This window comes from Rothia sp. HSID18067, from assembly GCF_003989445.1.
GTDB classification, from domain to species: domain Bacteria; phylum Actinomycetota; class Actinomycetes; order Actinomycetales; family Micrococcaceae; genus Rothia; species Rothia aeria.
In genome coordinates this window covers 697,177-711,319 of record NZ_RBMF01000002.1, presented here as the reverse complement: position 1 = coordinate 711,319, position 14,143 = coordinate 697,177, and the positions used below count along the sequence as shown (strand labels likewise).

Sequence of the window (14,143 nt, the reverse complement as noted above, 5' to 3'; positions counted from 1 at the left end):
ACCAGCCGCCAACACTACACACATTGCACGGTGCACCCACCCGCACGGGGTGTGAAGGTCTCGCTCGCAATCACCGTAGACTAGTACTATAACCAGCCACACTCAACCACTACCCCAACCACAAAGGCATATTCCCTTGGCACCCACCGACGCACAAGAGGACGCCACGCGTAAAAAACTGCGTCTTCTTTACAACTTTTTACTCTACGTATCGCCCGTCGCCCTGCTGATGGTCGTCTTCCCGGTTGTCACACCAGAGCTGGGCAAGTACCGTCTCGGCGACGTACCCCTCGTACACGTTATTCTTGCAGCATCCATCACCGTGCCCTGGCTCAGCCAGGCCGCCTGTATGCCCATCTACCGCGCCATCGAACTAGAACACAAGCGGGTCGCAAAAAACCGTCAAGAACTCACCGGAAGACTTGAGACGGAACTCAAGGAAGGTACCGTCGAAAAAGTTCGTCAGCTCAAAGCCCTCCTCAAAACCCCCGCATACCAGCGCGTGAGCGACGTAGCCGCGTTCGCCCGCAACTGGCCATACATTTACCTGACCACCCTGCCCCTCATTATCCTCTTTGCGCTGCCGCTGGTCTTTATCATGCGCTGGAGCGCATCCGCTGTTGTCTCCTACCTCATACTCAGCGTGCTTAACCTCGCCTTCGCGCAGCTGCTCGTGCTGCCGAGCCTGGCTAAAAACCAGGTGGACTGGTTCTTCGCCTGGCTCGGGTACGCGGCGGCGCTGCTGTTCTTCCCCATCTTCTGGTTCCTGCCGCCCACCGCAGGCATTATTGTGCTGCTGCTGTGCCTGCGCAAGAACATCCGCCAGCTCAAAGTATTCAGCCGCACCCCCATTATTCATGTGGCCCAGGATGCGCTGCGCGGGTTCCTCACCGGCTCGGTGCTGTGGGCTGATAAGTACGTGCTGTTCGTCGCCGCCCACGGGCAGATTAACGTGGTCGCCATCTACATCAGTCTCATCCCGTGCGTGCTGGCCTACAACTACTTCTTCGTGGCCGAAGCAGACCGGGTGAACCTCGTCATTAAGAAACTGTGGAGCACCTTCGAAGAGAAACCCTTCGCCCAGGTCACCAACACCGCCAAAGAAGCAACCCACGTGTCGAACTACGCGATGGTTCGCAGCCTCACGGTCGCCATTTTCGCCTCGGTCATTACCGGGCTGATCATGCTTGTCGCCATCCCGCACGTGTTCCCCGTAGGGTTCGCCGGCATTATTGCCGCCGGGCTGTTCTTGGTGGTTACCCTGTGCAACTACCAGATCGAATTCATGGGCCTGTACCGTATCTCTCAGCTTATCGGTGTGGCGCACCTGGTGCTGGTATGCATCATCTTCGCCATTATGCCCAACGAGGGCGGCTACTTCCCCCTTATCCTGGGGGAGGCCATACTCGCCATTATCGCCTACACCTTCTACCGTCGCGCGTGGGCTTCGCCGGAGCATTCTCTCTTCTGGCGTCGCGCGCTCGCCTGGTAGCTTTCCCGCTAGGAACACCACATGCGAAACGTCTATGAACCTCTGCGCCGCCCAGCACCGGCGCCGCGCACCCCAGACCCCGACTACCCGGATGTCGATGTCGCTATCGTCATGGAGTCCACCTACCCGTACCTTAAGGGTGGAGTGTCGTCGGTGGTGCACGACATTGTCTCGGAGAACCCGGATCTGACGTTCGGGATTATTCACATCGCCTGGGACTCAAACTCCCCCCAAGAAGACCTCTACGGCGTGCCGGAGAACGTTAAATGGGTGCGTGTGATCTACCTGAGCATGGAGGAGTTTAAGGAAGAGTTCGCCCACGACTGCGACCCCACACACCTGCGCATGAACGCGCGGCAGCGGAAAAAGCTGGTGCGGCGCATTCTTGAGGCGTTCTCCGCGCTGGTGAAGGGGGACATGAACCCGCTGTGGGACCTGTACGATGAGGGGATTAACCCGCGCACCCGCTCCTTCCCGCTGTTCTCGGTGGTGGGCAGCCGCGAGTTCATGGAGGCGATGGGCACCTGGGGGTTCCTCTCCGAGATTCCGCTGACCGAACTGTTCTGGAAGGTCCGCGATTTCACGTCTTTGCTGTACGCCCTGCTGCGCCAGAACATGCCGTACGCCCGCGTGTACCACGCGCACACCACCGGGTACGCTTCGCTCATTGCGGCCGCCGCTGCGCGCGACTACGGGTCGAAGTTCCTGCTGACCGAACACAACCTGTATGTGCGCGACACGGCGAATACGAAGCTTGAACGCCCAATGGATAAGCCGGTCACGGCCGACTATAAGCTGTTCATGGAACGCCCGGTCACCTTTGACGAGCGAGTCTGGGTCACCTGGTTCGTTGAGATGGGCAGGTTCTGCTACCCGAGCGCCGACATGATCACCTACCTGTACCCCAAGGCCCTGGAAGAGGCGCGCGGTTTGGGTGCGCCCATCGACCAGCTGAACCCCGGTGATCGTGAAGATCACGCGATTATTCTGCCCAACGGTATGCTGATTGAGAGCGTGCACGCGGCCCTTGAAGCCCGCATGGCTGCGCGCATGAAAATCTTTGAGGACGCCCGCAACCACGTATGGCGGTTCGTGTTCATTGCGCGCGTGGTGCCGATTAAGGGCTTGGCGGATCTGATTCGCACCCTGGCGCAGATGCGTGATGCTGGCATCATGAACTTTCACCTGGACGTGCTGGGCCCCACCGACCACCGCATCGACTACTACCAGCAGTGCCTGAACCTGATTGAAGACTTGGGGATGGGCCAGTTCATCACATTCCACGGGACGGTGAAGGTGCGCCAGATGCTGGCGAACTACGACCTGCTGCTAATGCCTAGCTATAATGAGGGGCAACCCGTCGTGGCACTGGAAGCGATGGCTGCGTCCATACCGCTGGTTAGTACCGATGTGGGCGGCATGTCGCAGCTGATCGACGATATTTTGGACGCCTCCGACGGGAAAGAAATTGGTAACTGTGGCATCTTAACTGTTCCGGGGGATGTGACCGGTTTTGCCCGCGCCTTGCGCATCATTATGGAAACCCCTGGGCTGTATGAGCAGTATAGCCGTAACGCGTATGCGCGCGTGGAGAAGTTTTTCCAGTTGAGCCTGGTGATGGAGCATTACAACCGCATCTACCGTAAGCTTGGTGGGCTGCCCGCACGACCGTCAAAATATACTGAAGAATGATTAATAATACAGCTCTGCGGGCTGGTGTGCCCGGCCGTTTTGGTGCGTGGATACGCTACGGTGGGGACCCTATCACCCGGAAACAGCTAGAGTTTGCTGTGCAGAACTATTCGGTTGCTATTCTGCAGCCCTGGGAGCAGGACGCGGCACTGTACCTGAAAAAGAATGCTCCGGATATGGTGGTGCTGGCCTATAAATGCCTCTCCTCCACCCGCTCCTACGAGCCGGGGCCCATCTACTCCTCCGGGGTCTCCTGGGATACGGCGCAGCAGGCGCTGCAAAACGGCAAAGACCTGTACGCCCGCCGTACGGACGGCTCACTCATTGAGTGGCGCGGCTACCCCCAGCACTACCAGATGGCGGTATGGGACTCCGACTACCGCTGGTACTGGATGGATTCGGTCGTCAAAGAACTGCGTGACTCGCCATTTGACGGGGTGATGGGCGATAACGATATTGAGAGCGACTACTACGGGCTGAACCTGCCTATCCGCAACGTCGACTCCATGGTGACTGTACGCGCGGGCCTAGACCACCTGATCGAGTACGCGGGCGCCGAGCTGAACAAGGCCGGTAAGATTCTGGTGCCAAATATTGCCGAGGCGCGCCTGCGGTGGGGTAAATGGGAGGCGCACAGCGCCTACGGCGGCGGTTTTGAGGAAGTCTGGCTGGGCTGGGGTGCCCAAGAATTTCTGGACTCCACCTACGCCATGCTGCAAAGCCGCCACATTGGCCGCGGCGCCCAGGGGCAGGTGCGCCTAGCCTACGACGAGGGGCTTCAGCGCGCCGATCGGACAGAGCCGAAAGTGACGATCCTGCGCACCCCCTCCGGCGGCCCGAAAGCACCGGTGACGGGCACGGACGAGAACCTGCTGTACGGGCTGGCGGGGTTCTGGATTTTCGGCGGCGGGCGGTTCACGGGCATTGCAGTCACCGAACACGATAGTTACAACGGAACCCCGTTCTCCCCAGAAATGTCGTACGATCTGGGCACCCCCGCCGAGGCGGTGAAAAGCGACGGGGCGGTGCATGCGCGGGCGTTTACACACGGCTGGGCGGCCATTAACCTGGGCACCACCTCCCGCATGGTGCGTGTGCCCGGTGGGCTCAAAGACGCCGCTGGCAATACCCCGCCCAGCACGCTGACGCTTCAGGCGCACCAGGGGGTTCTCTACCGCAAGTAGGGTCATGCGTGGGCGCTGCCCGACGGAATTATGCTGCACTCAGCGGGGTGCTGGGCCGCCGGGCACGCCCGGTCATTGAGGCCCCAGGCGGGGTGCTGCGGGTAGGCAGGTTAAGAAACGGGTCGTTTTTTGCGGTGCGCATCGGTAGGCTGTTCAGTGAGTACCGGTTTGAGCAATCAAAGGAGCGAACACGTGAATATCCTACTTTTGGACGGCGGCAAAGCATTCGGCCACTCGGCGGGCCGCCTGAACCACACCCTGCATCAGACCGCCCGCAGTGCCCTACAGGCTCAAGGGCACCACACGCGTGAAACCGTCATTGATGAGGGGTACGACCTGCCGCAGGAGGTAGATAAGTTCCTGTGGATGGACGCGGTGATCTGGCAGATGCCCGGCTGGTGGATGGGCCCGCCGTGGACCGTCAAAAAATACATGGACGAGGTGTTCACCGCTGGCGCGGGTATGCTGTTCGCCAATGATGGCCGCAGCAGCGCCAGCCCCACCGAGGGGTACGGCACCGGCGGCCTGCTCACAGGCCGTCAGCATATGCTCTCACTCACCTGGAACGCACCCCTTGAGGCGTTCACCCGTGCCGGTGATTTTTTCGGCGGTGCGGGCGTGGATGCCGTATACCTGCCGTTCCATAAGGCTAACGAGTTCATCGGCACCTCGCAGCTGCCCACCTTCATCTGTAATGACGTCATAAAAAACCCGCAGGTTGAACAGTATATTGTGAACTATATAGCCCACCTGGAGAAGGTGTTCGGCCCGGCTTAGCGGTGCGGCCGAGAGACTGCGGGCGCCGCCAGTATTCCTGTAGCCCGGCGGGATTCTGCGTATTCAGCGGGTCAACCCCTGAGATAATGGAACGGCCACAGTTTTGACCGTGTAGAGGACATGCCATGGACGCCGCACAGTTCGGTGAGTACCTTCACCTGATAGGGTTTAAGCCCACCCGGTGCGACCTTACCGCACTGAAAACCCTGCTCACCCGGCACATGGCGGCATTGCCGTTTCAGACCCTGAGCACCGTCCTGGGCGAGCCCGTACCGATTGATAGCGGCAGCATCTTCCGTAAACTCGTTGTACAGCGGCGCGGCGGCTACTGCTACGAACTGAACCTGCTGCTGCTTGATGCACTCACCCTGCTCGGGTTTGAGGCCCGCCCGCTCACCGGCAGCGTCATCCACAATAACCAGCTGGAGGAGGCTGGGGCGCGCACCCACATGCTGCTTCAGGTGACGCTTCAAGGGCAGCCGTGGCTGGTGGATGCGGGGTTCGGCGGGCTGGCCCCAACCGCCCCGCTGCTGCTTGAGAGCGAAAAGACGCAGCTAACCCCGCACGGGCAGTACCGCCTAAAACCGAACCGGGACGGCCTGGTTTTATGCGCTGTCACCGGTGCCACGCAGCAGCTGCTGTACACCTTTGACCGCCAGCCGCAGCGCCGCATTGACCTTCAGGTGGGTAACTGGTTCGTGTCCACTCACCCGCACTCGCCGTTCCGCACCCGCCTCATGGCGGCCCGCGCCGTCCCGGACGGCAGCCGCCACACGCTGCTGAATACCCGCTACACTCTGCACCGCCCGGACGGTTCCCGCAGGGTGCGCACCATCACCGATGCCGCTTCGCTGCTGGATGTTCTGCGCTCATGTTTTACTGTGAGTCTGCCGCAAACGGACGGGCTGTCCCGGCGCTTCCAGCAGTTTTTAGACACCCACAGCGATGGCGACGCCGGTACAGAGAGCGTTAGGGGAGAAGGGCAGGTACAAGAGCCGCATGTTTGATTTTTTCGTGAAAAACCGGTTGAGTCCGCAGGAATTAGCGGCTTTTATTGCCGTCACCCTGGGCTGCCCGGCGGAGAACGTGCTGGTGGTCACCTCCAGCGAGCTGCAGGACATCCCGCCGGTGGAGCTCAACACCCTGCGCTGCCTGTGCCTGTACTGGCATGTAACGGGAGACGCGGCGCTGCTGGTGAGCCTTTACCGGGTGGAGGCAAGCCCAGAAGAGATCCAGGAGAAAGTGGTCGCTGCATCACGGGCCGCAGGGGTTGTGTGCTACGTGCCGAACGATAACTTTAACGGGTACCTGCTATGCGGTGAGGCAGAACCCGTGCAGGTTTACGAGGATGAGGAGGCATCATCCGATGAGGGCCTGCACCATATTTTCCGCAGGTGAAGGCGTGAGTGTCTGCTGGTGCAACGTGCGTGCCAGCCTACTGACAGGAAACAGCGGCGTACCCAGATCTTCCCTGCTCCCGCCGCCAGATAACTGCGTTCCCGCTCCCGAAGGTGACCTCATGAACACCAGCAGGCGCACTGAACTCACGGTCAAAACTGCCCGAATACACGCCGTTTGAAAGCCTCTGGCGCAGAATAATATTGACGCGACCGCCGTGGGTACGCACCGTCACCGCGCAAATCCCCAGTGCACTATTGCCCAGCAGCCCCGACAGCCTGATGCGCGCCCCGCCGTTGCCTTCTGTGACGGCCACCAGAGAGAACGCTGCGGCGTCAAAAGAGCAGCCTAAGCCGTCTTTTGACGCCGCAGCACTTATGCCGTTACTCGCCGGTGTGCCGCCGAGTGCGCAGGCCGCAACCTACTGTGCGGGGTATGAGGGTGCCTCTTCACCCACCAGGCGTTCCAGCACGCGCACCACCTGGCAGGAGTACCCGAACTCGTTGTCGTACCAGACGTACAGGATGGCTGAGTCATCGGTGACGACGGTGGCAAGTGCATCCACCACACCCGCGTTGCGGGAACCCACAAAGTCGGTGGAGACAGCCTCATGCGAATCGGAGTAACCGATCTGGCGGCGAAGCTCACCTTTGAGGGCAACCTGGCGGAAGACCTCGTTCAGTTCATCCTTAGACCCGGCGGGCTTAGCCAGCTTCACGTTCAGAATAGCCATCGAAACATCCGGGGTGGGAACGCGAATAGCGTTACCGGTCAGCTTGCCCTCCAACTGGGGGAGCGCCTTAGAAACAGCACGCGCCGCGCCGGTTTCGGTAATCACCATGTTCAACACCGCCGAACGGCCGCGGCGATCACCCTTGTGGAAGTTATCGATCAGGTTCTGATCATTCGTGAAAGCGTGCACGGTCTCCACGTGGCCGCGTTCCACACCGTACACATCATCAAGAACCTTCAGTGCGGGGGTAATCGCGTTGGTCGTGCAGGATGCCGCCGAAAGAATCTTATCGTCGTCGGTAATGACGTTATCGTTTACGCCGAAAACAATATTCTTCATATCGCCCTTACCGGGGGCAGTCAGCAGAACGCGCGAAATGCCGGGGCGCTCAAGGTGCTGGGTCAGGCCCGGAACATCGCGCCAGCGGCCGGTGTTATCGACCAGAAGCGCATCCTCAATACCGTACTCGGTGTAATCCACAGTGGTCGGATCCGAGGAGTAGATGAAACGAACCGGAAGACCGTTAGCAATAATGGTGTCGTTCTCGGCATCTACCTTAATCGTGCCCTTGAACGGGCCGTGCACCGAATCGCGTGCCAGCAAGGAAGCACGCTTCTCAAGGTCGTTCTCGGTATTCTTGCGTACCACCACCGCACGCAGACGCAGGTTTGCCCCCAGCGATGAGGAACGCTCCAGCAGAATACGCGCCAGTAGACGGCCAATGCGCCCGAAACCGTAGAGCACCACATCCTGCTGCTTAACGGTCTCGCCCTTCTTACCAACCGATGCGCCAACCTGCTCGGGCAGCCACATGGAGAAGTCGGGAGAACCCGCATCAACATGCTGGCGATGCAGAGCCGCAATGTTGATCGAGCAGGGGCCAAGGTCAAGGTCGGCCAGGGCCCGGACCAGCTCAAGGGTGTGCGCGGGATTCAGGGGCGCGCCGTCGATCTTCGCGGCACCATCATGCAAACGCAGCATCTGAATTACGGATTTATTGACCAGGCTGCGGCCGTGAATATTCAGCACCACGCCGTTCTCACGGTTAAGCTTACCGATGAGTGGGATTAGCTCCTCAGCCTCGGTCTCGCGGGCAATCCACTGTGCGTGAGTGTTTTCGGGAGTCGTCACTCTTGACCTTCTTCCTAGGTGGACATCGTCGTCAGTAATATACTCGCCGCACCCCGGGATGCCAGGGGCGGTTCGTGCCGGTCTGTGCTGACCGCTTCACCTCAAGTCTAACGGGTAATTCTGGTTTGTGCGCTCAGAACCGCCCGGGAATACGCGCACGTCACACGCCCATTTGTGATACGAGCGCAACAACCCAAACAACCCCTCGCAAAGGAGGAAGAAGCCACGGCAAAAACCCACAAAAAGACAGGTAAGAAGGTGGTGTGCACACCACGACGCAGGCCCGCCCGCAGGTAGAATTGAAAACATGCTAACAGTGATCGGTGAAGCCCTCGTAGATGTCGTCCACAAACAAGGCGAACAAACCCACGCCTACCCCGGCGGATCCCCCATGAACGTGGCGGTCGGGGTGAGTCGCCTAGGCCACCCCACCCAGTTCGTGGGGCACTACGGCGCCGACGACTATGGCCGTGCCATCAGCGAGCACCTGGAGGCCTCCGGTGTGAACGTGCCATTTGCTCCCACCGCTGCGCGCACCTCCACCGCACAAGCCCACATTGGGCAGGACGGTGCCGCAGAATACGAGTTCAATATTGACTGGTCGTTGGATGCGCTCGCCGACGAACTGGTGGAACTTGCCCGCACCTCCCAGGCGCTGCACACCGGATCCATTGCGGCGATGCTCGAACCCGGTGCGCATGTGGTCGCTAACGCGCTCACCGCCGCCCGTGAGAGCGCGCTCATTAGCTACGACCCGAACTGCCGCCCCAGTATTGTCAGCGACCGCGCTGCCGCACAGGAGTGGGCTGAACGGTTTGTGGGGCTCGCCTCTGTGGTGAAGGCCAGCGATGAAGACCTCACGTGGCTGTACCCCGACCGTTCCCTTGCGGAGACGGCACGCGCCTGGGTGGCGCTTGGGGCTGAGCTGGTGGTGCTGACCCGCGGCGAGAGAGGGCCAATCGCCTACACCCGCGCCTACCCTGAGGGTATTGAGGAGCCTGCGTACCGTGTGCAGGTAGCCGATACTGTGGGCGCGGGCGATTCTCTCATGGCGGCGCTCATCTGCGGCCTGCTCGATCGCGGTATCGCTGGCTCAGGTGCGCGTGCGAAGGTGGCGGCGCTTGAGCGTGAAGAGATTTCTGAGCTGCTGCGTTTTTCGGCGACCGCAGCCGGTATTACAGTTTCCCGATCCGGGGCGAACCCGCCAAACCGCCACGAACTGCTTGCCGTACTCAACGGCTAAAGATCCGCGTTATAGCGGGCTAAAAACCTTCATTCCGCATACAGAATATAAGGAGAGTAGCTATGCCCGATTACACCCCCACCAGTCACGCACCCCTGCCCCGCGACCCCTACGAGGGTTTGACGAAACTGCCCGAATTTACGCTCACCTCCACCGACATTACTGATGGCGGCACGGCACCGACAACAATGCTGTCGGCGCTGTTCGGCGTGCCCGGCGGGCAGGACCTTTCCCCGCAGCTGTCGTGGAGCGGCTTCCCCGCAGACACTCAGTCGTTCGTTATCACCTGCTACGACCCGGACGCCCCCACCCCCAGCGGGTTCTGGCACTGGACCGTATCAAACATCCCGGCTGCTGTTACCTCTCTTGAGGCGGGCGCAGCCGCACCGCACGGTGCGCTCACCCACCGCAATGACGCCGGTGTTCCCGGGTTTTTGGGTGCGGCACCTCCGGCGGGGCACGGGCCGCACCGGTACATTTTCTGCGTGACCGCCGTGGACGTACCCGAACTTGAGGTAGACGAGAACACCTCACCTGCCGTTGTGAACTTTAAACTCTTCTTCCACGGCATTGCGCGCGCCTTTTTGACTGTCACCTACGAAGAAAACTAGCCGTTACCGCATGATTAGACTAATCGCCAGCGACCTTGACGGCACACTCATTGGGAAGGATTTCCGGTTCCGCCCCCGCACCCTGCACGCCCTTCAGGCTGCGCGGGCGGCGGGCATCCAGATCGTGTTCGTGACCGGGCGCCCCAGCCGCTGGCTCACACCCATTAGGGAACAAACCGATTTCGATTCCTACGCCATCTGCTCGAATGGGGCGGTCATCTATCACCTGGGGGCTGACGAGGTGGAAGCTGTGAACGGGGCCCCGGCGCACGCTATCCGCAGCGCCCACGAGCTGCTGCAGCCGGTTTTTCCCAACGCCACATATACCCTTGAAACCGTCGATACCGTCTACATTCAGGGCCCGTATGAGGGTGGGGAAGTGCTTGAGGGTGCGCGCGTGGTGGAGCAGCATCTGCTGGGCGCGCTAGACGGGTTTGCGGGGGAGCAGGTGATTAAATATTTGGTGCACGTGCCCGGCATGGACCCAGATATTCTGCAGGCGCGCGTGGCGCAGACCGTGGGCGAGCTGGTGTCGGTCACGCGCGGGGTTGTGGGTGAGCCGCTGATTGAGATGGGCTCGAAGACCGTGAATAAGGGGTACACTCTCGCCCAGTTTGCTGCACGACACGGTATTGAGGCGCACGAGGTGATGGCCTTCGGCGATATGCCGAACGATGCCGAGATGCTGTGCTGGGCGGGTCGCGGGTATGCGATGGCATCCGGGCAGCCCGCACTGATTGAGAAGGTGGGGCGCACCTGCCCGCCCTTCGGGGAAGACGGCGTGGCGCAGGTGATCGAGGCAATGCTTCAGGAACACGAAGAGGCAGAGCCCCGAACGGTGTAGCCTTCGCGCGGCTGCGCGCCGTGCGGTCTCATCCAAATCCTCATCTAAAAAATACGCCTCTCATCTAAAAATTTTTAGATGAGAGGCCTATTTTTTGGATGAGGGAATCCCCGAGAGTGCGTACTGGGCATAAAACTTTCGTCTATATAGAAATAATTCTTTCTATTATCGCTTATACTAGAAATAGTTCTTTCTATATGAGGGTATGGAGATTATGGCGTATATTCCCACCAAGGTGCGCCGAGCCTCGCGGACGATCGGCGAGCAGCTGCGCATCCAACGCAAACTGATGGGTTTGACCGCGCAGATGGTTGCGGAACGTGCAGACATTACGACCGTGACCCTGCGGCGTATTGAGCAGGGCGAATCGGTGCGTACTGACGTACTTTTTCGTGTGCTGCGGGTGCTCGGCATGCTGGATGCGGTCGTCACCGCCACCGACCCGTACCTCACGGACGTCGGTCGCCTGCGTGCCAGCGAAAAACTCCCCAAGTCGGTGCGCATCCCCAAAAGCGAAATGGGCTGGTAACTATGAGTGAAACAGTGCAGGTTACTACAATGACAGGCGACCGTGAGGTAACCGCTGGTCGCCTTTTCATCAACCGTGGAACCGGAGTATTTCACTACGATGCAGCATATCTAGCGAACCCTGCCGCCTACGCTCTTGCCCCATCGCTCCCTCTTGTTGCTGGCGCACAGCCCCTTGATGGGTTGGGCGGTTTGAGCGATTCTGCCCCTGACAGGTGGGGACGTAAACTCTTACAGCGTGCACGAAAACGCACCTCGCTCAGTGAGTTCGACTATCTTCTGGGGGTAGATGATGCCGGGCGGCAGGGATCTTTACGATATTGGATAAACGATACCCCGTTAAGCTCCGATGGTACGGGTATACCCCATGAGCTGGATTTGCCCGAACTACTGACGACAGCGGATGCTATAGAGCTTGATCCGTCTGCCGTAGATGATATTCAGGCGCGGCGCCTTTTCCGTGCTACCGGCTCGCTCGGCGGCGCCCGCCCAAAGGCAAATGTGCTGATCAACGGCGAGTTGTGGCTCGCAAAGTTTCCTAAGCCTGTGGGTGATGAGTGGGATCTCATGGGGTGGGAGTACACTCTCAACCGCCTGGGCGCTGATCTGGGTATTATCGTGCCGCAAGCGCGCCTGCTGAAAATTACCGATATTAATAGTGAAGATCGGCATATCTATGTGGCGCGTCGTTTTGACCGCCTGCAGGACAGTCGGCAACGCATCCCCTATATTTCTGCGATGACGGCACTGGAAGCGTCCGACGGCGATGGCGGGGACTGGGTCGATGTGGTGGAATATGCCCGAGAAGAAGGCGCAGATACCGAGCAGCTGTGGAAGCGCGCTATGCTTGGGGTGCTTGTGGGGAATACCGACGACCATTTGCGTAACCACGGGTTTTTGCGGTTTGGGCGTGAATGGGAAATAGCCCCGTGTTTCGATATGAATCCAACCCCTGACGGTGATGCCCATCAGCTGGCTCTCTTCGGCGACCCCTCGTATGAATCTTCTGCGCTTGTCTCTAAAGATTCGCTTTCTCTTTTTGGAGTATCTGAGCAGGATGCGCACGGCTGGCTGCGAACCGCAGCCCCTCTGCTGGAACGTGCCTCGGAACGCGCTCGCGGCTATGGGGTGGATGCGCCCAGCGCCTCTGTGATGCGCCCGCGTTTTGAGCGTGCAACACAAACGGTGCGGGAGCTAAGCAGCTGAATGTTTTTGGTTCGCATCTTTATAAAGCTATATAAAGCTGATAGGGTGATGTGTACAAGGGAAGGAGTGCATCGTGCCTAAGAGTTTAGCGACCGAAGAGTTCATCACAGGTGTTCTGCACGATACTGAGCGGCGCATCCGTGAACAGATCGATCGGGGTGAAATCACTCCCACTGCCGAGTCTATGCAGGAGCTCTCGAACGCGCTCTCGCATACGGTTGAGGTGCGCAAGGGCGCGCGGGGGTCTGGGAAATATATTGGCAAGGTGAAAGACAGCCGTAGCACCCGCGAATACCTTGGCGGCATCAGTCTGCAGGCCCTCAACGATAGGGTGCGCAAGAACAATATTCTGCGCCTCAAAAACAAGGCGGGGCGTAACGGATATCCGGTTTTTCAGTTCAAAGACGGGGCAGTGGATCCGCAGGTTCGGCAGGTTATTAAAATATTGTTAGATAGCGGCCTTACCGAGTGGGGTGTAGCTTTTTGGCTTGCTCGTCCGTCGAAATTCTACGATAATCGCCCCGCAGTTGAGTACATGAAGGACTCCGAAGAGAACTTCAAGCTCGTTGTGGCTCATGCTCATGAGGACGCTGCTAACCGGAGGGCAAACTACTGATGACTAGGACGCCTGCTGAACGGCATGATTCTACTTTGCGTCCGCCTCGCCGTCCGCTTGACCCTACTAAAATACCTACAGTTTCAGTAGGGTATGGATCAGGTTGTCATGAAACAGGTACCTGGTATCGTGCATATCTACGAGATGTACCTAGAGGTCAAAGAGACTGCCGCTATTTTTCCTCCGGCTCCGGAAGGTACGATATATCTTTCCCCGGAGGAACGCTTAATCTGGCTGGCACTGAGGAAGTCGCTATTCGAGAGAAGCTAGGGGCTGAACTCATTAACCGAGATATGGTACCGATGGATGAGTTCGACGGCGTTTATGTGGCTCGTGTTCAGCTCCCACGCGTATTTAAGGTTGCTGATTTTCGTCAAGCATTTGGTGGCTTTGCGCCCGGGGATATTTCTTCTGCGTTGTCCCACGCTGAGGGCTATTCTGTTACTCAACAGTGGGCAGAAGCGGTTCGGGAAGCAGGGTTAGAGGGGATTATTGCACGTTCTAGGTTCAGCAGTGGAAGTGCTCTATACCTTTTTGGAACCAGCGGCGAAAACCGGGAGTTTGGCAGCATTGGCGGCGAAGAGACAGCACTCAGCGTAGCGCGCGCTATACCCTTCTTCCCTGAGATCGTGAGTGTTGAAGAGGAAGAGTTCGAATTCGAGTAATTGAGTACGGGCTGTATCTTCAT

At 59.2% G+C, this 14,143-nt stretch carries 15 protein-coding genes; 13 read left to right on the top strand and 2 right to left on the bottom strand.

Annotated features, from left to right (window positions below; genetic code table 11):
* Window positions 1-136 precede the first annotated feature (136 nt).
* From D8M23_RS08180 to D8M23_RS08155, 6 genes are all read left to right on the top strand, one after another.
* Window positions 137-1,492 carry a hypothetical protein gene (locus D8M23_RS08180; protein ID WP_126854374.1) on the top strand — a complete coding sequence of 452 codons (1,356 nt, stop codon included), beginning with the start codon at window positions 137-139 and terminating at the stop codon, window positions 1,490-1,492.
* A gap of 21 nt (window positions 1,493-1,513) precedes the next feature.
* On the top strand, window positions 1,514-3,184 hold the full coding sequence (gene pelF, locus D8M23_RS08175; RefSeq protein WP_037236158.1) for a GT4 family glycosyltransferase PelF: 1,671 nt from the start codon (window positions 1,514-1,516) through the stop codon (window positions 3,182-3,184).
* Window positions 3,184-4,368: a putative glycoside hydrolase gene (locus tag D8M23_RS08170; protein ID WP_126854471.1), complete on the top strand. Its 1,185-nt coding sequence runs from the start codon at window positions 3,184-3,186 to the stop codon at window positions 4,366-4,368. The genes pelF and D8M23_RS08170 overlap by 1 nt, the downstream gene beginning before the upstream one ends.
* A gap of 192 nt (window positions 4,369-4,560) precedes the next feature.
* The gene (locus D8M23_RS08165; RefSeq protein WP_037236161.1) at window positions 4,561-5,145 is read left to right on the top strand and encodes an NAD(P)H-dependent oxidoreductase; all 585 of its coding nucleotides are present in this window, start codon (window positions 4,561-4,563) and stop codon (window positions 5,143-5,145) included.
* 125 nt (window positions 5,146-5,270) lie between these two features.
* On the top strand, window positions 5,271-6,152 hold the full coding sequence (locus D8M23_RS08160; protein WP_126854373.1) for an arylamine N-acetyltransferase family protein: 882 nt from the start codon (window positions 5,271-5,273) through the stop codon (window positions 6,150-6,152).
* On the top strand, window positions 6,145-6,543 hold the full coding sequence (locus D8M23_RS08155; protein ID WP_126854372.1) for a hypothetical protein: 399 nt from the start codon (window positions 6,145-6,147) through the stop codon (window positions 6,541-6,543). The genes D8M23_RS08160 and D8M23_RS08155 overlap by 8 nt, the downstream gene beginning before the upstream one ends.
* A 37-nt stretch (window positions 6,544-6,580) precedes the next feature.
* Here D8M23_RS08155 and D8M23_RS08150 read toward each other — a convergent pair whose 3' ends face one another.
* Window positions 6,581-6,859: a hypothetical protein gene (locus D8M23_RS08150; protein WP_126854371.1), complete on the bottom strand. Its 279-nt coding sequence runs from the start codon at window positions 6,857-6,859 to the stop codon at window positions 6,581-6,583.
* A 105-nt stretch (window positions 6,860-6,964) separates the two neighbouring features.
* Entirely contained in the window at window positions 6,965-8,407 is a 1,443-nt protein-coding gene (locus tag D8M23_RS08145) for a glyceraldehyde-3-phosphate dehydrogenase (RefSeq protein ID WP_126854370.1), read from the bottom strand.
* Between the two features lie 307 nt (window positions 8,408-8,714).
* On the opposite strand from D8M23_RS08145, the gene D8M23_RS08140 reads away from it, so the two are divergent.
* The 7 genes from D8M23_RS08140 (at window position 8,715) to D8M23_RS08110 (ending at window position 14,120) form a co-directional block, all read left to right on the top strand.
* The gene (locus tag D8M23_RS08140; protein WP_126854369.1) at window positions 8,715-9,650 is read left to right on the top strand and encodes a carbohydrate kinase family protein; all 936 of its coding nucleotides are present in this window, start codon (window positions 8,715-8,717) and stop codon (window positions 9,648-9,650) included.
* A gap of 62 nt (window positions 9,651-9,712) precedes the next feature.
* Window positions 9,713-10,261, top strand: coding sequence for a YbhB/YbcL family Raf kinase inhibitor-like protein (locus D8M23_RS08135; RefSeq protein WP_006888648.1), 549 nt, complete (start codon window positions 9,713-9,715; stop codon window positions 10,259-10,261).
* Window positions 10,262-10,271: 10 nt separating this feature from the next.
* Window positions 10,272-11,105, top strand: a complete 834-nt coding sequence (locus D8M23_RS08130) for an HAD family hydrolase (RefSeq protein WP_037236177.1) — start codon at window positions 10,272-10,274, stop codon at window positions 11,103-11,105.
* A gap of 214 nt (window positions 11,106-11,319) precedes the next feature.
* Complete coding sequence (locus D8M23_RS08125) at window positions 11,320-11,634, top strand: helix-turn-helix domain-containing protein (RefSeq protein ID WP_126499420.1); 315 nt, start codon at window positions 11,320-11,322, stop codon at window positions 11,632-11,634.
* 2 nt (window positions 11,635-11,636) lie between these two features.
* Window positions 11,637-12,839, top strand: a complete 1,203-nt coding sequence (locus D8M23_RS08120) for a type II toxin-antitoxin system HipA family toxin (RefSeq protein WP_126854368.1) — start codon at window positions 11,637-11,639, stop codon at window positions 12,837-12,839.
* Between the two features lie 73 nt (window positions 12,840-12,912).
* Window positions 12,913-13,455 carry a hypothetical protein gene (locus D8M23_RS08115; protein WP_006888496.1) on the top strand — a complete coding sequence of 181 codons (543 nt, stop codon included), beginning with the start codon at window positions 12,913-12,915 and terminating at the stop codon, window positions 13,453-13,455.
* Window positions 13,455-14,120 carry an RES family NAD+ phosphorylase gene (locus D8M23_RS08110; RefSeq protein WP_126854367.1) on the top strand — a complete coding sequence of 222 codons (666 nt, stop codon included), beginning with the start codon at window positions 13,455-13,457 and terminating at the stop codon, window positions 14,118-14,120. Before D8M23_RS08115 ends, D8M23_RS08110 begins: the two co-directional genes overlap by 1 nt.
* The last annotated feature ends 23 nt before the right edge of the window (window positions 14,121-14,143 follow it).

Excerpts from the sequence above, each read along its gene's own strand:
- D8M23_RS08155 (WP_126854372.1), top strand. The coding sequence starts at position 6,145 with ATGTTTGATTTTTTCGTGAAAAACCGGTTGAGTCCGCAGGAATTAGCG.
- D8M23_RS08120 (WP_126854368.1), top strand. The coding sequence starts at position 11,637 with ATGAGTGAAACAGTGCAGGTTACTACAATGACAGGCGACCGTGAGGTA.
- D8M23_RS08135 (WP_006888648.1), top strand. The coding sequence starts at position 9,713 with ATGCCCGATTACACCCCCACCAGTCACGCACCCCTGCCCCGCGACCCC.
- D8M23_RS08160 (WP_126854373.1), top strand. The coding sequence starts at position 5,271 with ATGGACGCCGCACAGTTCGGTGAGTACCTTCACCTGATAGGGTTTAAG.
- D8M23_RS08130 (WP_037236177.1), top strand. The coding sequence starts at position 10,272 with ATGATTAGACTAATCGCCAGCGACCTTGACGGCACACTCATTGGGAAG.
- pelF (WP_037236158.1), top strand. The coding sequence starts at position 1,514 with ATGCGAAACGTCTATGAACCTCTGCGCCGCCCAGCACCGGCGCCGCGC.
- D8M23_RS08110 (WP_126854367.1), top strand. The coding sequence starts at position 13,455 with ATGACTAGGACGCCTGCTGAACGGCATGATTCTACTTTGCGTCCGCCT.
- D8M23_RS08125 (WP_126499420.1), top strand. The coding sequence starts at position 11,320 with ATGGCGTATATTCCCACCAAGGTGCGCCGAGCCTCGCGGACGATCGGC.
- D8M23_RS08140 (WP_126854369.1), top strand. The coding sequence starts at position 8,715 with ATGCTAACAGTGATCGGTGAAGCCCTCGTAGATGTCGTCCACAAACAA.